The sequence below is a fragment of the Pseudoxanthomonas sacheonensis genome (genome assembly GCF_010093305.1).
In the GTDB taxonomy this organism is placed as follows: Bacteria; Pseudomonadota; Gammaproteobacteria; order Xanthomonadales; family Xanthomonadaceae; genus Pseudoxanthomonas_A; species Pseudoxanthomonas_A sacheonensis.
Genome location: NZ_PDWS01000001.1, coordinates 49,223 through 61,561, shown reverse-complemented (window position 1 = coordinate 61,561; position 12,339 = coordinate 49,223). Strand labels below are relative to the sequence as shown.

General features: G+C 65.6%; 8 protein-coding genes. 1 reads left to right on the top strand and 7 read right to left on the bottom strand.

The genetic code is table 11. The features are described 5' to 3' along the window. Positions 1-30: 30 nt before the first annotated feature. The 5 genes from CSC73_RS00295 to CSC73_RS00275 form a co-directional block, all read right to left on the bottom strand. On the bottom strand, positions 31-969 hold the full coding sequence (locus CSC73_RS00295) for a nucleoside hydrolase (protein ID WP_163838475.1): 939 nt from the start codon (positions 967-969) through the stop codon (positions 31-33). A 90-nt stretch (positions 970-1,059) separates the two neighbouring features. Continuing rightward, a complete protein-coding gene (gene recG / locus CSC73_RS00290; protein ID WP_163838474.1) occupies positions 1,060-3,165 on the bottom strand; it encodes an ATP-dependent DNA helicase RecG in 2,106 nt (701 codons plus the stop codon). A gap of 104 nt (positions 3,166-3,269) precedes the next feature. After that, positions 3,270-5,714 carry a TonB-dependent receptor gene (locus CSC73_RS00285; RefSeq protein WP_163838473.1) on the bottom strand — a complete coding sequence of 815 codons (2,445 nt, stop codon included), beginning with the start codon at positions 5,712-5,714 and terminating at the stop codon, positions 3,270-3,272. Between the two features lie 74 nt (positions 5,715-5,788). Next, positions 5,789-6,931, bottom strand: coding sequence for an SO2930 family diheme c-type cytochrome (locus CSC73_RS00280; RefSeq protein ID WP_163838472.1), 1,143 nt, complete (start codon positions 6,929-6,931; stop codon positions 5,789-5,791). A 6-nt stretch (positions 6,932-6,937) separates the two neighbouring features. Then, entirely contained in the window at positions 6,938-8,173 is a 1,236-nt protein-coding gene (locus CSC73_RS00275) for a parallel beta-helix domain-containing protein (protein WP_163838471.1), read from the bottom strand. A gap of 152 nt (positions 8,174-8,325) precedes the next feature. Between CSC73_RS00275 and CSC73_RS00270 the strand changes: the two genes are divergently transcribed. Then, a complete protein-coding gene (locus CSC73_RS00270) occupies positions 8,326-9,372 on the top strand; it encodes an AraC family transcriptional regulator (protein ID WP_211840773.1) in 1,047 nt (348 codons plus the stop codon). A 165-nt stretch (positions 9,373-9,537) separates the two neighbouring features. Here the strand turns inward: CSC73_RS00270 and CSC73_RS00265 are convergent, their stop codons facing one another. Together CSC73_RS00265 and CSC73_RS00260 are read right to left on the bottom strand one after the other, a co-directional pair. Continuing rightward, on the bottom strand, positions 9,538-9,918 hold the full coding sequence (locus CSC73_RS00265) for a RidA family protein (RefSeq protein ID WP_163838470.1): 381 nt from the start codon (positions 9,916-9,918) through the stop codon (positions 9,538-9,540). 145 nt (positions 9,919-10,063) lie between these two features. Then, positions 10,064-12,232 carry a RelA/SpoT family protein gene (locus tag CSC73_RS00260; protein ID WP_163838469.1) on the bottom strand — a complete coding sequence of 723 codons (2,169 nt, stop codon included), beginning with the start codon at positions 12,230-12,232 and terminating at the stop codon, positions 10,064-10,066. Positions 12,233-12,339: the final 107 nt, after the last annotated feature.

The window sequence follows — 12,339 nt, the reverse complement described above, 5'->3', positions numbered from 1 at the left end:
CCGCCGCGCGCCTCCTGTGCAACCCGGTTCTCAGCCGGCCGCCAGGGCGGCCTGGACCAGGGCCTCGAAACGGGCCTGGTCGTAGCGCATCAGCAGGGTCGCGTTGTCCGGCCTGCCGTGCTGGCGGTTCCAGTCCACCACGGTGGCGCCGCGGGTCAGGGTGCCGGCCAGCTCCACCGCCACCGGGCGGTCCAGCAGCTCCTGCGCCCCTTGCGGCTGCAGGGCATAGGCCATGGCCAGGGCGTCGGCGGAATGCCAGTGGTCGCCGCGGCGGTCGGCCGACCAGTTGCGGGTCTGCAGGGAGATCCGGTCGTAGAAACGGGCCCGCGGAGAGTCCGCCTGCAGCCATTGCTCGGCCTTGCTGTGCAGGAAACCGTGCGCCATCACCGCCTCCCAGTCGGCCAGGTCGATATGCGGGAACCCCTGGAAAACGATATGCGCCGCTTCCGGATCGAAGGCGACGTTGAACTCGGCCGCGGCGGTGATGTTGCCGTGGGCGCTGACCGCCCCGCCCATGACCACGAAGCGCTTGATGCGCTGGGGCAGCGTGGGGTCCAGCTTCAGCGCCAGCGCGATATTGGTGAGCGGGCCGAGCGCGACCAGCAGCAATCGGCCGGCATGCTGGTGCGACAGGCGCAGGATCGCCAGCGCGGCGTGCTCGCCCTCGGCCTCGCGCGTGGCGGGCTCGAAGCCGATATCGCCGAAGCCGTCGCGCCCGTGCACATGCGCGGCATCGACCGAGGGATGCAGCAGCGGATCGGCGCAGCCGGCGTAGACCGGCACGTCCTGGCGCCCGGCGATCTCGCAGAGCTTGAGCGCGTTGCGCACGGTGTAGTCCAGGCCGACGTTGCCGGCGGCGATGGTCAGGCCGACCAGCTCATGATCGGGATCGTTGAACGCCATCAACAGGGCGAGAGCGTCGTCTACGCCGGGGTCGGTGTCGATCAACAGGGGAATCTTGTCGGTCATGTTTCGTCTTCCAATTCGATGACGGAGTTTCGCACGTAGGTCGGGGCTACGTCCCCGACGGGCGCAATGCGTCGGGGACGTAGCCCCGACCTACGCCGACGCGTATCTGGCGGCGCCGCCCACCCAGCGCGCGACGATCCGGTCGGCGACGTCCGGCGAATCGGCCAGCAACCGGTCCGCCAGTTCGCGCACCAGCGGCAGCATGCCGGCATCGCGCGCGAGGTCGGCCACGCGGAAGGCGGCCAGGCCGGTCTGGCGCGTCCCCAGCAACTCGCCGGGGCCGCGCAGCTCCAGATCCTTCTCGGCGATGACGAAGCCGTCGTTGGTTTCGCGCATCGTCGCCAGTCGCTGCTTGGCCATCAGCGACAGCGGTGCCTGGTACAACAGCACGCAGTTGGAAGCCGCGGCGCCGCGTCCTACCCGTCCGCGCAACTGGTGCAGTTGCGCCAGGCCCAGGCGCTCGGCGTTCTCGACGATCATCAGCGAGGCGTTGGGCACGTCCACGCCTACTTCGATGACCGTGGTCGCCACCAGCAGGTCGATGTCGCCGGCCTTGAAGGCGCGCATCGTGTCCTGCTTTTCCGCCTGCTTCATGCGGCCGTGGACCAGGCCCACGCGCAGGCCGGGAAGCTGCGCCGACAAGGCTTCGTAAGTACCCTGCGCCGCCTGCGCTACGACTTCGTCGCTGTCGTCGATCAGCGTGCACACCCAATACGCCTGTCGTCCCTCGGCGCAGGCCGCGCGGATGCGTTCCACCAGTTCGGGCCGCCGTTCGCCGCTCAAGGCGATGGTCTGTACCGGCGTGCGCCCGGGCGGAAGTTCATCGATGGCGGACACGTCCAGGTCGGCATACGCCGCCATCGCCAGCGTGCGCGGAATGGGCGTGGCGGTCATGATCAGCTGGTGCGGCACCGATCGGCCGGAAGCGCCTTTGTCGCGCAGCGCCAGGCGCTGGTGCACGCCGAAACGGTGTTGTTCGTCGACGATGGCCAGGGCCAGATCGTGGAAGACGACCGCTTCCTGCATCAACGCATGCGTACCGACCACCACTTGCGCCGCGCCGGAGGCGACTTCCGCCAACACGCCGGTACGCGCCTTGCCGGTGACCTTGCCGGCCAGCCACGCCACCCGGATGCCCAGCGGCTCCAGCCATTGGCGCAGGTTGGCCAGGTGCTGCTCGGCCAGCAATTCCGTCGGCGCCGCGAGCGCGGCCTGCTTGCCCGCTTCCACCGCGAGCATGGCCGCCATCGCCGCGACCACGGTCTTGCCGCTGCCCACGTCGCCCTGCACCAGCCGCATCATCGGCGAGGGTTGCGCCAGGTCGTGGCGGATCTGCGCGAACACGCGCTGTTGCGCGCCGGTCAGCGAAAACGGCAGTGCCGATTGCAGTTGCGAAGCGAGCTTGCCTTTGCCGGCCAGCGCCGGAGCGTGGTGACGCTGCAAGGCGATGCGCTGCCGGCGCAGGCTCAGGTTGTGCGCAAGCAGCTCTTCCAGCGCCAGGCGGCGCTGTGCGGGATGGGTGCCGGTCGCCAGCGCGGCGACGTCGGCATCGCGTGCGGGCCGGTGCATGCCCAGCAGGGCCTGGCGCAGCGAAGGCAATCGCAGGCCGCGCAACATTTCGGGCGGCAGCAGTTCCAATGAAGCTTCATCGGGCAGGCGATCCAGCGCCTGCCCGATCAACTTGCGCATCGAGGCCGGGCCGATGCCTTCGACCGCCGGATAGACCGGGTCCAATTCTTCGCCCAGCGATGCGGCGTCGCCTTCGCCCAGCACCCGGTAGCTGGGGTGGACGATTTCCAAACCGTTCTGCCCCGGCTTGGGCGTGCCGTAGCAGCGGACCAGCGCACCCGGTGCGAACTGCGCGACCTGTGCGGCGCGGAAATGGAAGAAGCGCAGCACCAGGGTGGCGTGCGATTCATCGCCGATCGCCACGCGCAGCAGCGGGCGATAGCGGAAGCCGCGCTCCACCGCTTCCACCCGGCCCTCCACCTGCGCCGGCACGCCCGGCTGCAGGGAGCGGATGGGCGTGAGCTGGGTGCGGTCTTCATAACGCAGCGGCAAGTGCAGCCACAGATCCTGCAGCGTCAGCAGCCCGCGCGCCGCCAGTTTTTCCGCCACACGCGGACCCACGCCGACGAGTTGTCCGGCGATGGGCTGGTTGAAGGCGGGTTCTTCGCTGCGTGGTGCGGACGGCATCTGACTAGGATGCCGACCGCACCGGATTAACGCCAGTCAGGATTCGCCGCGCCGGCGTGTCAGAAAGGCGCTCCAGGCTTTGGAAGCGCCGGGATCTCCGCAGGTCAGAACTTCACCCCTACTTCCATCCCGTAAGTGCGCGGCTCGCTGACCACCGCGCCTACGGTGCCGAAGGCCTCGCGACCGTACACGTTCAGCTGGCCGACGTACTGGTTGTCGAACACGTTGTTCGCGTACACCGCCCAGTTCCAGTGGCCGCGGGCCGAAGACCAGCCCAGACGGACGTCGGTACGGTTCTGCGATTCTCCGGTGGAGAAATTGGGCAGGCTGGTGCAGTCGCCCGAATCGCGGTTGTAGTCGTTGCTGCGGCAAGCGCCGCGATAGGCGTGGCGCAAGGCCAGGCGCAGGTCGCCGCCATCGCCGAGGTTCCAGGTGTAGTGGCCGCCCAGCGCCGCCGACCAGGACGGTTCGCCCGTGGGCTGCCCATTGAGGTCCAGCAGCCCGGCGGCCGTATTGACGCTGTAGTCCTTGTACTCGGAGTTGATGTACTCGGCGTTGAAATCGATGCCGAACGCATTGCTGACCTGCCAGCGCAGGTCGAAGTCCACGCCATAGGCCTCCACGTCACCGGTATCCACGACGAATCGCGGAATGGTGCTGGTGTTGTCCAGGCGGATCGACTGGCGGTTGTCGTAGCGGTAGAAGAACACCGAAGCGTTGTAGGCCAGGCGCGCCTCGGGCAGGGTGTGCTTGAATCCCACTTCGGCGTTCCACACGTCTTCGTTGTCGAACTCGCTGCCGATCTGCAAGGCGTTGTAGCCGCCGGCCTTGTAGCCCTTGGCCAGCGAGGCGAAGCCCATCAGGTTTTCGCTGAAATGGTAGTCGGCCACCAGGCGCGGGCTCCAGTCGCTCCACGATTTTCTGGCGCGGGTGGTCGCGCCCTTGTTCATCATCGCCGGCGGATCGACGAAGGCCAGGTCGAAGATGAAGGTTTCCTTCGGCACCCCGGCCAGGGCGAAGAATCCGGCCGCGTCCAGCGCATCGAGCGTGGCGTCCAGGGTCGGTGCGTTGCGGATGTCGTTGAACCAGCTGAAATCCTTCTCGTCGCGCGTGTAGCGCAGACCGAAGGTCAGATTGAGTTTGTCGTTGACGTGCCAGATCACGTCGCCGAAGCCCGCGTAGGATTTCGTCTTCAACGTGTTGTAGAACTGCTCGTTCCAGGCATGGTCCATGAGCGTCAACGGGATGCCGAAGGAGGCCAGCACCTGCGAGAAATATCCGAACAGCGTGCCGTCCGGCGTCGGCGCCAGACCCAGATTGGACACCGCCGTATCCACTGCGGTAGTAGTGGTGTTGATTTCGCTGGTCTGATTGGCTTCCTCTTCGTAGTAGCTCGCTCCCGCCACCCAGTCGAGCCGGTCGGTGGCGCCGCTGAACTTGAATTCCTGGTACCTGGTCTCGTTGGACTCGCTGTTGGTGGAATCCAGGTACAGGTTGGGCCGGTTGGTACCGTCCTCTTCCACGCGGTTGAGCGCGTCGAACTGGCGCCAGGCGGTGGTGGAAGTCAGGTGGCCCCATTCGAAGCCGTGATCGACGATCAAGGTGACGCCATCGAAGGTGCGCCACTCGGCGCTGGCGGCGGTATCGTTGAAAGTGTCGATGTCGCGCGGATCCAGGTAGGTCAGCGGGTCGGCGGGTGCGACCGGCAAACCCGGCGCCGCGGGCAGCGGCACGATGCCGGTGGTGGGCCGCCCGAGTTGATCCAGGCTTTCGTGATCCCAACTCAGCAGCGCCGTGGTGTTGTCGGTGATGCCCAGTTGCAAGGCCGCGCGCGTGGCCCAGACATTGTCGCCGCCCAGGTCCTTGCCGGTGGCGCCGTCCTGCAACCAGCCGTCGCTGGTGTTTAACAGGCCGTTGAGGCGCAGCGCGGCGCGGTCGCTGAGGGGGATGTTGGCCATCGCTTCCAGATACTGCTTGCCGTAGTTGCCGAGCCTGAGCTTGGCCGCGGCCTCGGTTTCGTTGCTGGGCCGTTTGGTGATCACCGATACCGCGCCCGCAGCCGTGTTGCGGCCGAACAAGGTGCCCTGCGGACCCTTCAATACTTCAATGCGCTCCACATCGGTCAGCGGCAGCAGGATGCCGCCGCTGCGCCCGGTGTAGACGCCGTCGATGAACACGCCCACCGCCGGGTCGGTGCCGATGCCGAAATCGTCGGTGCTGATGCCACGCAGCGCGATGGAGGGTTGGGTGGGCTGCACGCTGTTGATCTGCAGACCCGGCACGAAGCTGTCCAGGTCGCCCAGGTCTTCGGCCGCCACGTCCTGGATCATGCGGTCGTCCAGCACCTGCAGCGCGATCGGCACGTCCTGCAGTTCCTGGGTGCGGCTCTGCGCGGTGACCAGGATGCGGTCCAGCGTGGTCGCATCGGTTTCTGCCGGCGCCGCCTCGGCCTGCTGCGCCCAGGCCGTTCCCGTCGATGCCGCCAGCAGGCATCCGCCGAACAAGGCGCGCCGCATTCCCACTACCAGTCCACGTTGGATCAACTTCATCGCTCTCTCCCCGTTTGATTGCTATGCGGCGAATCGTCGTTGAGATATCGCCACGCCGATGGTCCTTCGCTACCTCATGTATCGCATGCGCCCTGCTGCGCGTTTATCCATTCCCGTATCAGCTCCACGCCTTCGCGGTGGACGACCGAGCGCCCCAGCTCCGGCATCATCACCGAAGGGTCGTCGCTGTCCATGCGGAACACCAGTACCGAAGCATCGGCCTGGCCGGGCGCGATGTCGTACAGGCGATTGCCGGTGCCCTTGCCCGCCGCCACCGGTTGTTTGCAGAAACCCAGCTTCAGTCGATCGTCGATGGCCGCGTCCAGCCACATGCCGGAAGTGATCGCCGGGCCGGTCTGGCTGTGGCAATGGCCGCAGTTGACGTCAAGGTAGGCGCGCGCGCGATCCTCGAGCTTGGCGTGAGCGGCGTCCTGCCAATTCGCATTACGCGGTGCCTGGGCGGGATCGGGCGCACCGGTCAGGTAGCCGACGCGTGCGAGATGCGCGATCTGGTTCTCGCTACCTGCCGCATAGGCGAAATCGCGATTGAGATTGCGCGCCTTCGGTCCGATGGGATGCAGTGCGCGGGTCTTGTTGTCGGTGGCATGGCAGCTGGCGCACTGGTTCTGGTCGGGCACTTGGTAGTCCACCGCTTCGCGGCCGCCATCGCCGTCCACCAGCTCGAGTGAGATCAAGTCGCCCGCGCGTTTAAGGGTGGCTTCGGTCTGCGCCTCGTTCCAGACATAGGGCATCGCTTCCCAACCCCCTTCGCGGCGAACCAGCAGCCGGGTTTCGATCAGGCGCACTTTCGAAAGATCCAGCGTCTCGTTCCGAAGATCGTCGTTGCCGACGGTGCGCGCCACCGATTTGCCGTCCCATTTTCCGTCGCCGGGCAACGGGTAATAGAACGTCTTGCTGATGATGGTGCCCACCGGAAAGGCGAAACTGTTCTGCGCCGCGTACGACGCGGACTTGCCCTTCGGCATCCAGACCGTGCGCAGCTTGTGCGCATAATCGCTGAACAGCGGCGTGTTGAGATCGTACGGCACTACGCCTTCGTTCAACGACAGACGTCCATCTTCGATCTTGAGCACGCGCCATTCGCTCAACGCCTTGGGCTGTCCCTCGGCGAAGAAACGCACGCCGGCATCCTCGCCTCCGCACGCCGATAGCAGCAGCACCAAGACAAGCAATACGAAACCACGCAACTGCATCATCCGACCTCAGCCGCGCCCCAGATCCACCGCCGGCAGCCGCGGCAGGTCGCACTCGAAAGGCTTGGCGTCCTTGCTCGGATTCTTGTAACCGCCCGGGCCGTCGGCATTGACCACACCGCTGACATCGCGCAGGCAGATTTCCGGCCCCGTAGCGGCCTTACCACCGACTTTGCGGTCCTTGTTGTAGTAACCATCCCACAGCACGTCGGGAAAGCTTCCGCCCAGTCCGAACATCGCCACCTTCAGCGCTTTCAGGTCCAGCCCGTCGGGCGAATCGCCGCCGCCGCTGACTTTGTTGCCGTGCACGTAGATGCGTTCCGGATACGGATCGAAATCCTTGGCCATGCTGGAATCTTTGTAACCGGTGGAATACACGCTGGAAATGATGAAGTTGGCGGTGGCGTTGTCGGAAATCTCGTTGTCGAAGATCTCCACGTCGTCGTTGGCGTTCACCACCATGCCAGAGCCGGCCGGCACGCTGGCCACCGGCGTGCCCTTGGCGCCGAAATTCCCGGTGTTGTTGGCGATCACCTTGTTGTTGAATACGCGGATGTTGCCGCCCTGCTGGGTCAGGTTGGGCATGTTGAAGACCAGGATGCCGCCGGTGTTCTGGGTCGCCACGTTTTCGTACACGTCGGCGTTGATGGTGTTCTCAATCTCGATACCGGCCACGTTGGATTCGGCGCGGCTGCGGCGCACGATCACGCCGTCGGACTGGCCCACGTAGATGCCGGCGTCGGAAGCGCCGATGGCCACCGAATCCTCGATCAGCACGTTTTTCGTCAGCACCGGATACAGGCCGTAGGCACCGTTCTTGGTGCTGGGGCCGCCGGTCCACTGCACCTTGACCTTGCGGATGGTGACGTTCCTGGATTCGCTGATCTTCAGGCCATCGCCCTTGGAATCTTCGATGGTCAGGTTTTCGATGGTGAAATCGTCGCCGTTGACCAGCAGCCCTTCGGCGCCGGCTTTCTGGCCCTTGAAGCTGAGCACGCTCTTGTCCATGCCGGCGCCGCGAATGGTCACTCCATTGGCACGCAAGGTGAGGCTGCGGTCGAAAGAGAACTTGCCGGCGGGTATCTCGATCACCTCGCCCGGTTTGGCGTCCAGCAGGCGCTCGTGCAGGGTGGCGGCGAAACCGGCATCGCCGGCGGCGACGGCCGCGCTTGCCGGCGCGGTTTCGTTTTTCTGGCAGGCGGCCAGCGCCAGCAACAAGGCGGCTACCACGACGTGTTGTCGCATCTGGAATCTCCAAGAGTATCGGCGGTGGCGGCGCATACGGCCGCGTATCCACACGGAGGTGGTGATGCAGTCTCGTTCGCCGTCCTTGACGGGAGTGAGGGCAGGAGCGGCATACTTGGGGGGGCAAAGCGGACAAGCTGGAGGGGGCTTCGATGCGCATTACCTCAGACCCGGCCAACGAAACGCGGCTGGCAGCGGCAGTCATTCCGACCAACATGCTGTGCCATCTGGTGCAGCTGGCGCGCGAGCAGGGAATGGACAGCACCCCCTGGTTCAAAGGCATGCGCCTGGACCCGCAGGAAATCGACGACCCCGCCACCCGGGTGTCCTATCGCCAGGCCAGCGAAATCGTGGCGCGCGCACTGGCGGCGTTGGCCCAGCCCGATCTGGGGCTGCAGGTGGGCTGCCGGCAGAACGTCGGCAATTTCGGCCTGCTGGGGTTGGCCATGAAGACCGCACCGACCTTCGGCGAAGCGGTGCTGCTGGGCATGACCTACCAACGCACCACCGGTGCCATGCTGGATATCGATACCGAGACCAGCACTGACGGCGAAGTGGCGATGACTGCGCGCGCGCCTGTCGTGGTGCCGGCGATCTTGCCATTCCTGTGCGAGGAGATGTTCGCCAGCTCGCTGATGGTGGCGCGGGAACTGATCGGCCCCCAATTCCGCCCCTTGCGGCTGGAGCTGGTCTACCCGGCGCCCACCTATGCCGACAAATACGCCGAGCTGTTCCAGTGCGAGTTGCATTTCGATCGCCCGCGCAACCTGATGGTGATCGACAGCCAGTGGATGGCGCTGGAATTTCCCACCTACAACGCGGTCAATGCGCGCCAGGTGCTGGAGCTGTGCCAGCGGCAACTGGCCGATATCGCCTCACCGCAAAGCGAACTGTCCGCGACGGTGGAACGCTTCCTGCGCCAGCACGTGCGCGAGAATCCGCCGCTTTCCGCCATCGCCGGGGTCATGCACCTGAGCGAACGCACGCTGCGCCGTCAGTTGGCCGCCGACGGCATCAGCTTCAGCCGGCTGCACGACCGCATCCGCACCGAGCGCGCGCTGGAACTGCTGCACGACCACAACCTGACCATCAGCCAGGTCGGCACCAGCATCGGCTTCGCCGACGCGCGCGAATTCCGGCGCGCGTTCAAGCGCTGGACGGGACACACGCCCAGCGAGGCGCGCGAGCAGATGGCGTGAACGGAAAGCAAGTAACCAAGCGTGGGAGCGGCGTCCCGCCGCGAGCTCTGCTCTTTTCTGTGCTCTTGCGACCAGCTTGTGAAGCAGGAGCAGAAGCTCGCGGCGGGACGCCGCTCCCACGTTGCCGTCGGGTCAGGCGCGTCGGGGGCGTAGCCCCGACCTACGTCAGAGCACCATCACCGCGTCGACTTCGAACACCGCACCCTTGGGCAGCGCCGATACTTCGACGGTGGAGCGCGCAGGAAACGGCGCATTGAAATATTCCTGCATCACCGCGTTCACCGCGGCGAACTGGCCCAGGTCGGTGAGGTACAGGCCCAGGCGGACGATCTGCGCCAACGAACCGCCGGCCGCTTCGGCCACCGCCTTGAGATTGTCGAACGCGCGACGGGCCTGCACCGCGATGTCGCCTTCCACCAGATTGCCGGTGGCCGGATCCAGCGGAATCTGCCCGGAGAAATAAACCGTGTTTCCGCTGCGCACCGCTTGCGAATAGGGGCCGATGGCGGCGGGAGCATGGTCGGTCTGGATGATCTGGCGGGTCATGGCGGTTCCAAGAGCGGGGTCGATTCCGATTCTAGCGTGCCCCGCGTTTTTGTAGAGCCGAGCTTGCTCGGCTGCTCTGGCGGTTGATCATGCGTTGGCCGGCAAAAAGCAGCCGAGCAAGCTCGGCTCTACAAAGAATGCGGGTTTATTGGCGGCGTACGCCGTGGACGACGCCAAGGCGGCGCAACCTGCGCATCACTTCGGCCAGATGGTTGCGGTCGCGCACCTGGATGGAGAAACGCAGCACGGCCGCGTTGATGTCGCGCTCCAGGTATTCCACCCGGTCGATGTTGGACTGGCTCTGCGCCACCGCGGCGGCGACCTGGGCCAACACGCCCGGACGGTTTTCCACATCGATCAGCAGCGAAGCGTCGTAATCGCCGGTGACGTTGGTATCCCAATCGATGGGAATCCAACGCTCGGGCGATTTGCGGAACTCGACCACGTTGGGGCAATCAAGACGATGCACCACGATACCCTTGCCGGCGGTGTGGTAGCCCATGATCTCGTCGCCAGGAATGGGCTGGCAGCAGTTGGCGAAACTGACCACGCCGCGCTCGGTGCCGTTGATCAGGATCTTTTCCTGCGAATGCTTGGAATGGCCGCCGCCGCGCAGCTCGGCATAGGCGGTCAGCGCCTGCGCGGCCTGGGTCGGCATCCAGTTGCCCAGGGCCACGTCGGCCAGGAACGCTTCCAGGCGCGGATAGCGGTGCTCGGCCAGGAACGCTTCCAGCCGCTGCTGCGGCAGACGCTCCAGCGAACTGTCCAGGTCTTCCAGCGCACGGTCCAGCATGCGGTGGCCCAGTTGCACCGCGTCCTCGTGCTCCAGTTGTTTGAGCTGGTGGCGGATGGCGGTGCGCGCCTTGCTGGTGACCACGAATTCAAGCCACTGCGGTTTGGGCAGTGCGGACTTGGCGGTGATGATCTCCACGCTCTGGCCGCTGGCCAGCTTGGTGCGCAACGGCACCAGCTTCTTGTCCACGCGCGAGGCCACCGCCTGGTTGCCCACATCGGTGTGCACGGCGTAGGCGAAATCCAGCGCGGTGGAACTGCGCGGCAGCGACAGGATCTTGCCCTTGGGCGTGAACAGGTAGACCTCGTCCGGGAACAGGTCGACCTTTACGTTGTCCAGGAATTCCAGCGACGAGCCGGCGGCCCGCTGGTTCTCGATCAGCTCCATGATCCAGGCGTGCGCGCGGCTCTGCGCGCTGTTGGGCGTTTGCGCGCCGTACTTGTAGGTCCAGTGCGCGGCGATGCCGCGTTCGGCGATCAGGTCCATTTCCATGGTGCGGATCTGCACTTCGATCGGCGACCCATAGGGCCCGAACAGCACCGTGTGCAGCGACTGGTAGCCGTTGGCCTTGGGAATGGCGATGAAATCGCGGAAGCGCGCGTCCAGCGGCTTGTACTGCGCGTGCACCGATCCCAGCGCCTGGTAACAGTGCGGCACGCTGTCCACCACCACGCGGAAACCGAACACGTCCATCACCTGGTCGAAGCTTTTGCCTTCGCCGTGCATCTTGTTGTAGATGCTCCAGGGCGTCTTGATGCGGCTGACCAGACGGTGTTCCAGCCCATCGCGGGTCAGGCGCTGCGACAGGTGCGCTTCGATCTGCGCCATCGACTCGCGCCGCACCACCGGCTGGCTGCGGATGTGCTTGTCGATGATGGCGTGGCGCCATGGATACATGGCGCGGAAACCGAGGTCCTGCAGTTCGGACTTGACCAGGTTCATGCCCAGCCGCTGGGCGATGGGCGCGTAGATGTCCAGGGTTTCCTTGGCGATGCGCTTGCGCGCCTCGGGATTCTGCGCGCCCAGCGTGCGCATGTTGTGCAGCCGGTCGGCCAGCTTGATCATGATCACGCGCAGGTCGCGCGACATGGCCAGCAGCATCTTGCGGAAACTCTCGGCCGCCGCTTCCTGACGGTCGCGGAAATGCAGCTTGTCCAGCTTGGTGACGCCGTCCACCAGCTCGGCGACCGATTCGCCGAAACCTTCGGCGATCTCCGCATGGGTGAGCGGCGTGTCCTCGATGGTGTCGTGCAGGATCGCAGCGATCAGGGTTTCGACATCCAGCCCCAGTTCGGCCAGCACTTGGGCTACGGCCACCGGATGGGTGATGTAAGGCTCGCCCGACTTGCGGGTCTGCCCCGCGTGCGCGGCGGCGCCCACTTCCCAGGCGCGGCGCAGCAGCGGCAGTTGCTCGGCAGGCAGGTAGCTGGCCGCACGTTCCAACTGGCGCAGATATTCCGGCACCCCGTCATCCGGGGAGGGGGAAGCAGAGACAGTCTTGGCGGTGCGGCTGGGGGACATGCTCCAAGCCTATGCCAGCGGGCATATAACGGCAAATTAATGTGAAACGGCGAAGCAAGAGCAGTTGGCCGTTGCCGTTGCTGTTGCTTTGATGCCCCGTGAGGCGC

What these genes read in the sequence shown, in the direction of transcription:
- CSC73_RS00295 (WP_163838475.1), bottom strand. Translation starts at nt 969, where the DNA reads ATGACCGACAAGATTCCCCTGTTGATCGACACCGACCCCGGCGTAGAC.
- recG (WP_163838474.1), bottom strand. Translation starts at nt 3,165, where the DNA reads ATGCCGTCCGCACCACGCAGCGAAGAACCCGCCTTCAACCAGCCCATC.
- CSC73_RS00285 (WP_163838473.1), bottom strand. Translation starts at nt 5,714, where the DNA reads ATGAAGTTGATCCAACGTGGACTGGTAGTGGGAATGCGGCGCGCCTTG.
- CSC73_RS00280 (WP_163838472.1), bottom strand. Translation starts at nt 6,931, where the DNA reads ATGATGCAGTTGCGTGGTTTCGTATTGCTTGTCTTGGTGCTGCTGCTA.
- CSC73_RS00275 (WP_163838471.1), bottom strand. Translation starts at nt 8,173, where the DNA reads ATGCGACAACACGTCGTGGTAGCCGCCTTGTTGCTGGCGCTGGCCGCC.
- CSC73_RS00270 (WP_211840773.1), top strand. Translation starts at nt 8,326, where the DNA reads ATGCGCATTACCTCAGACCCGGCCAACGAAACGCGGCTGGCAGCGGCA.
- CSC73_RS00265 (WP_163838470.1), bottom strand. Translation starts at nt 9,918, where the DNA reads ATGACCCGCCAGATCATCCAGACCGACCATGCTCCCGCCGCCATCGGC.
- CSC73_RS00260 (WP_163838469.1), bottom strand. Translation starts at nt 12,232, where the DNA reads ATGTCCCCCAGCCGCACCGCCAAGACTGTCTCTGCTTCCCCCTCCCCG.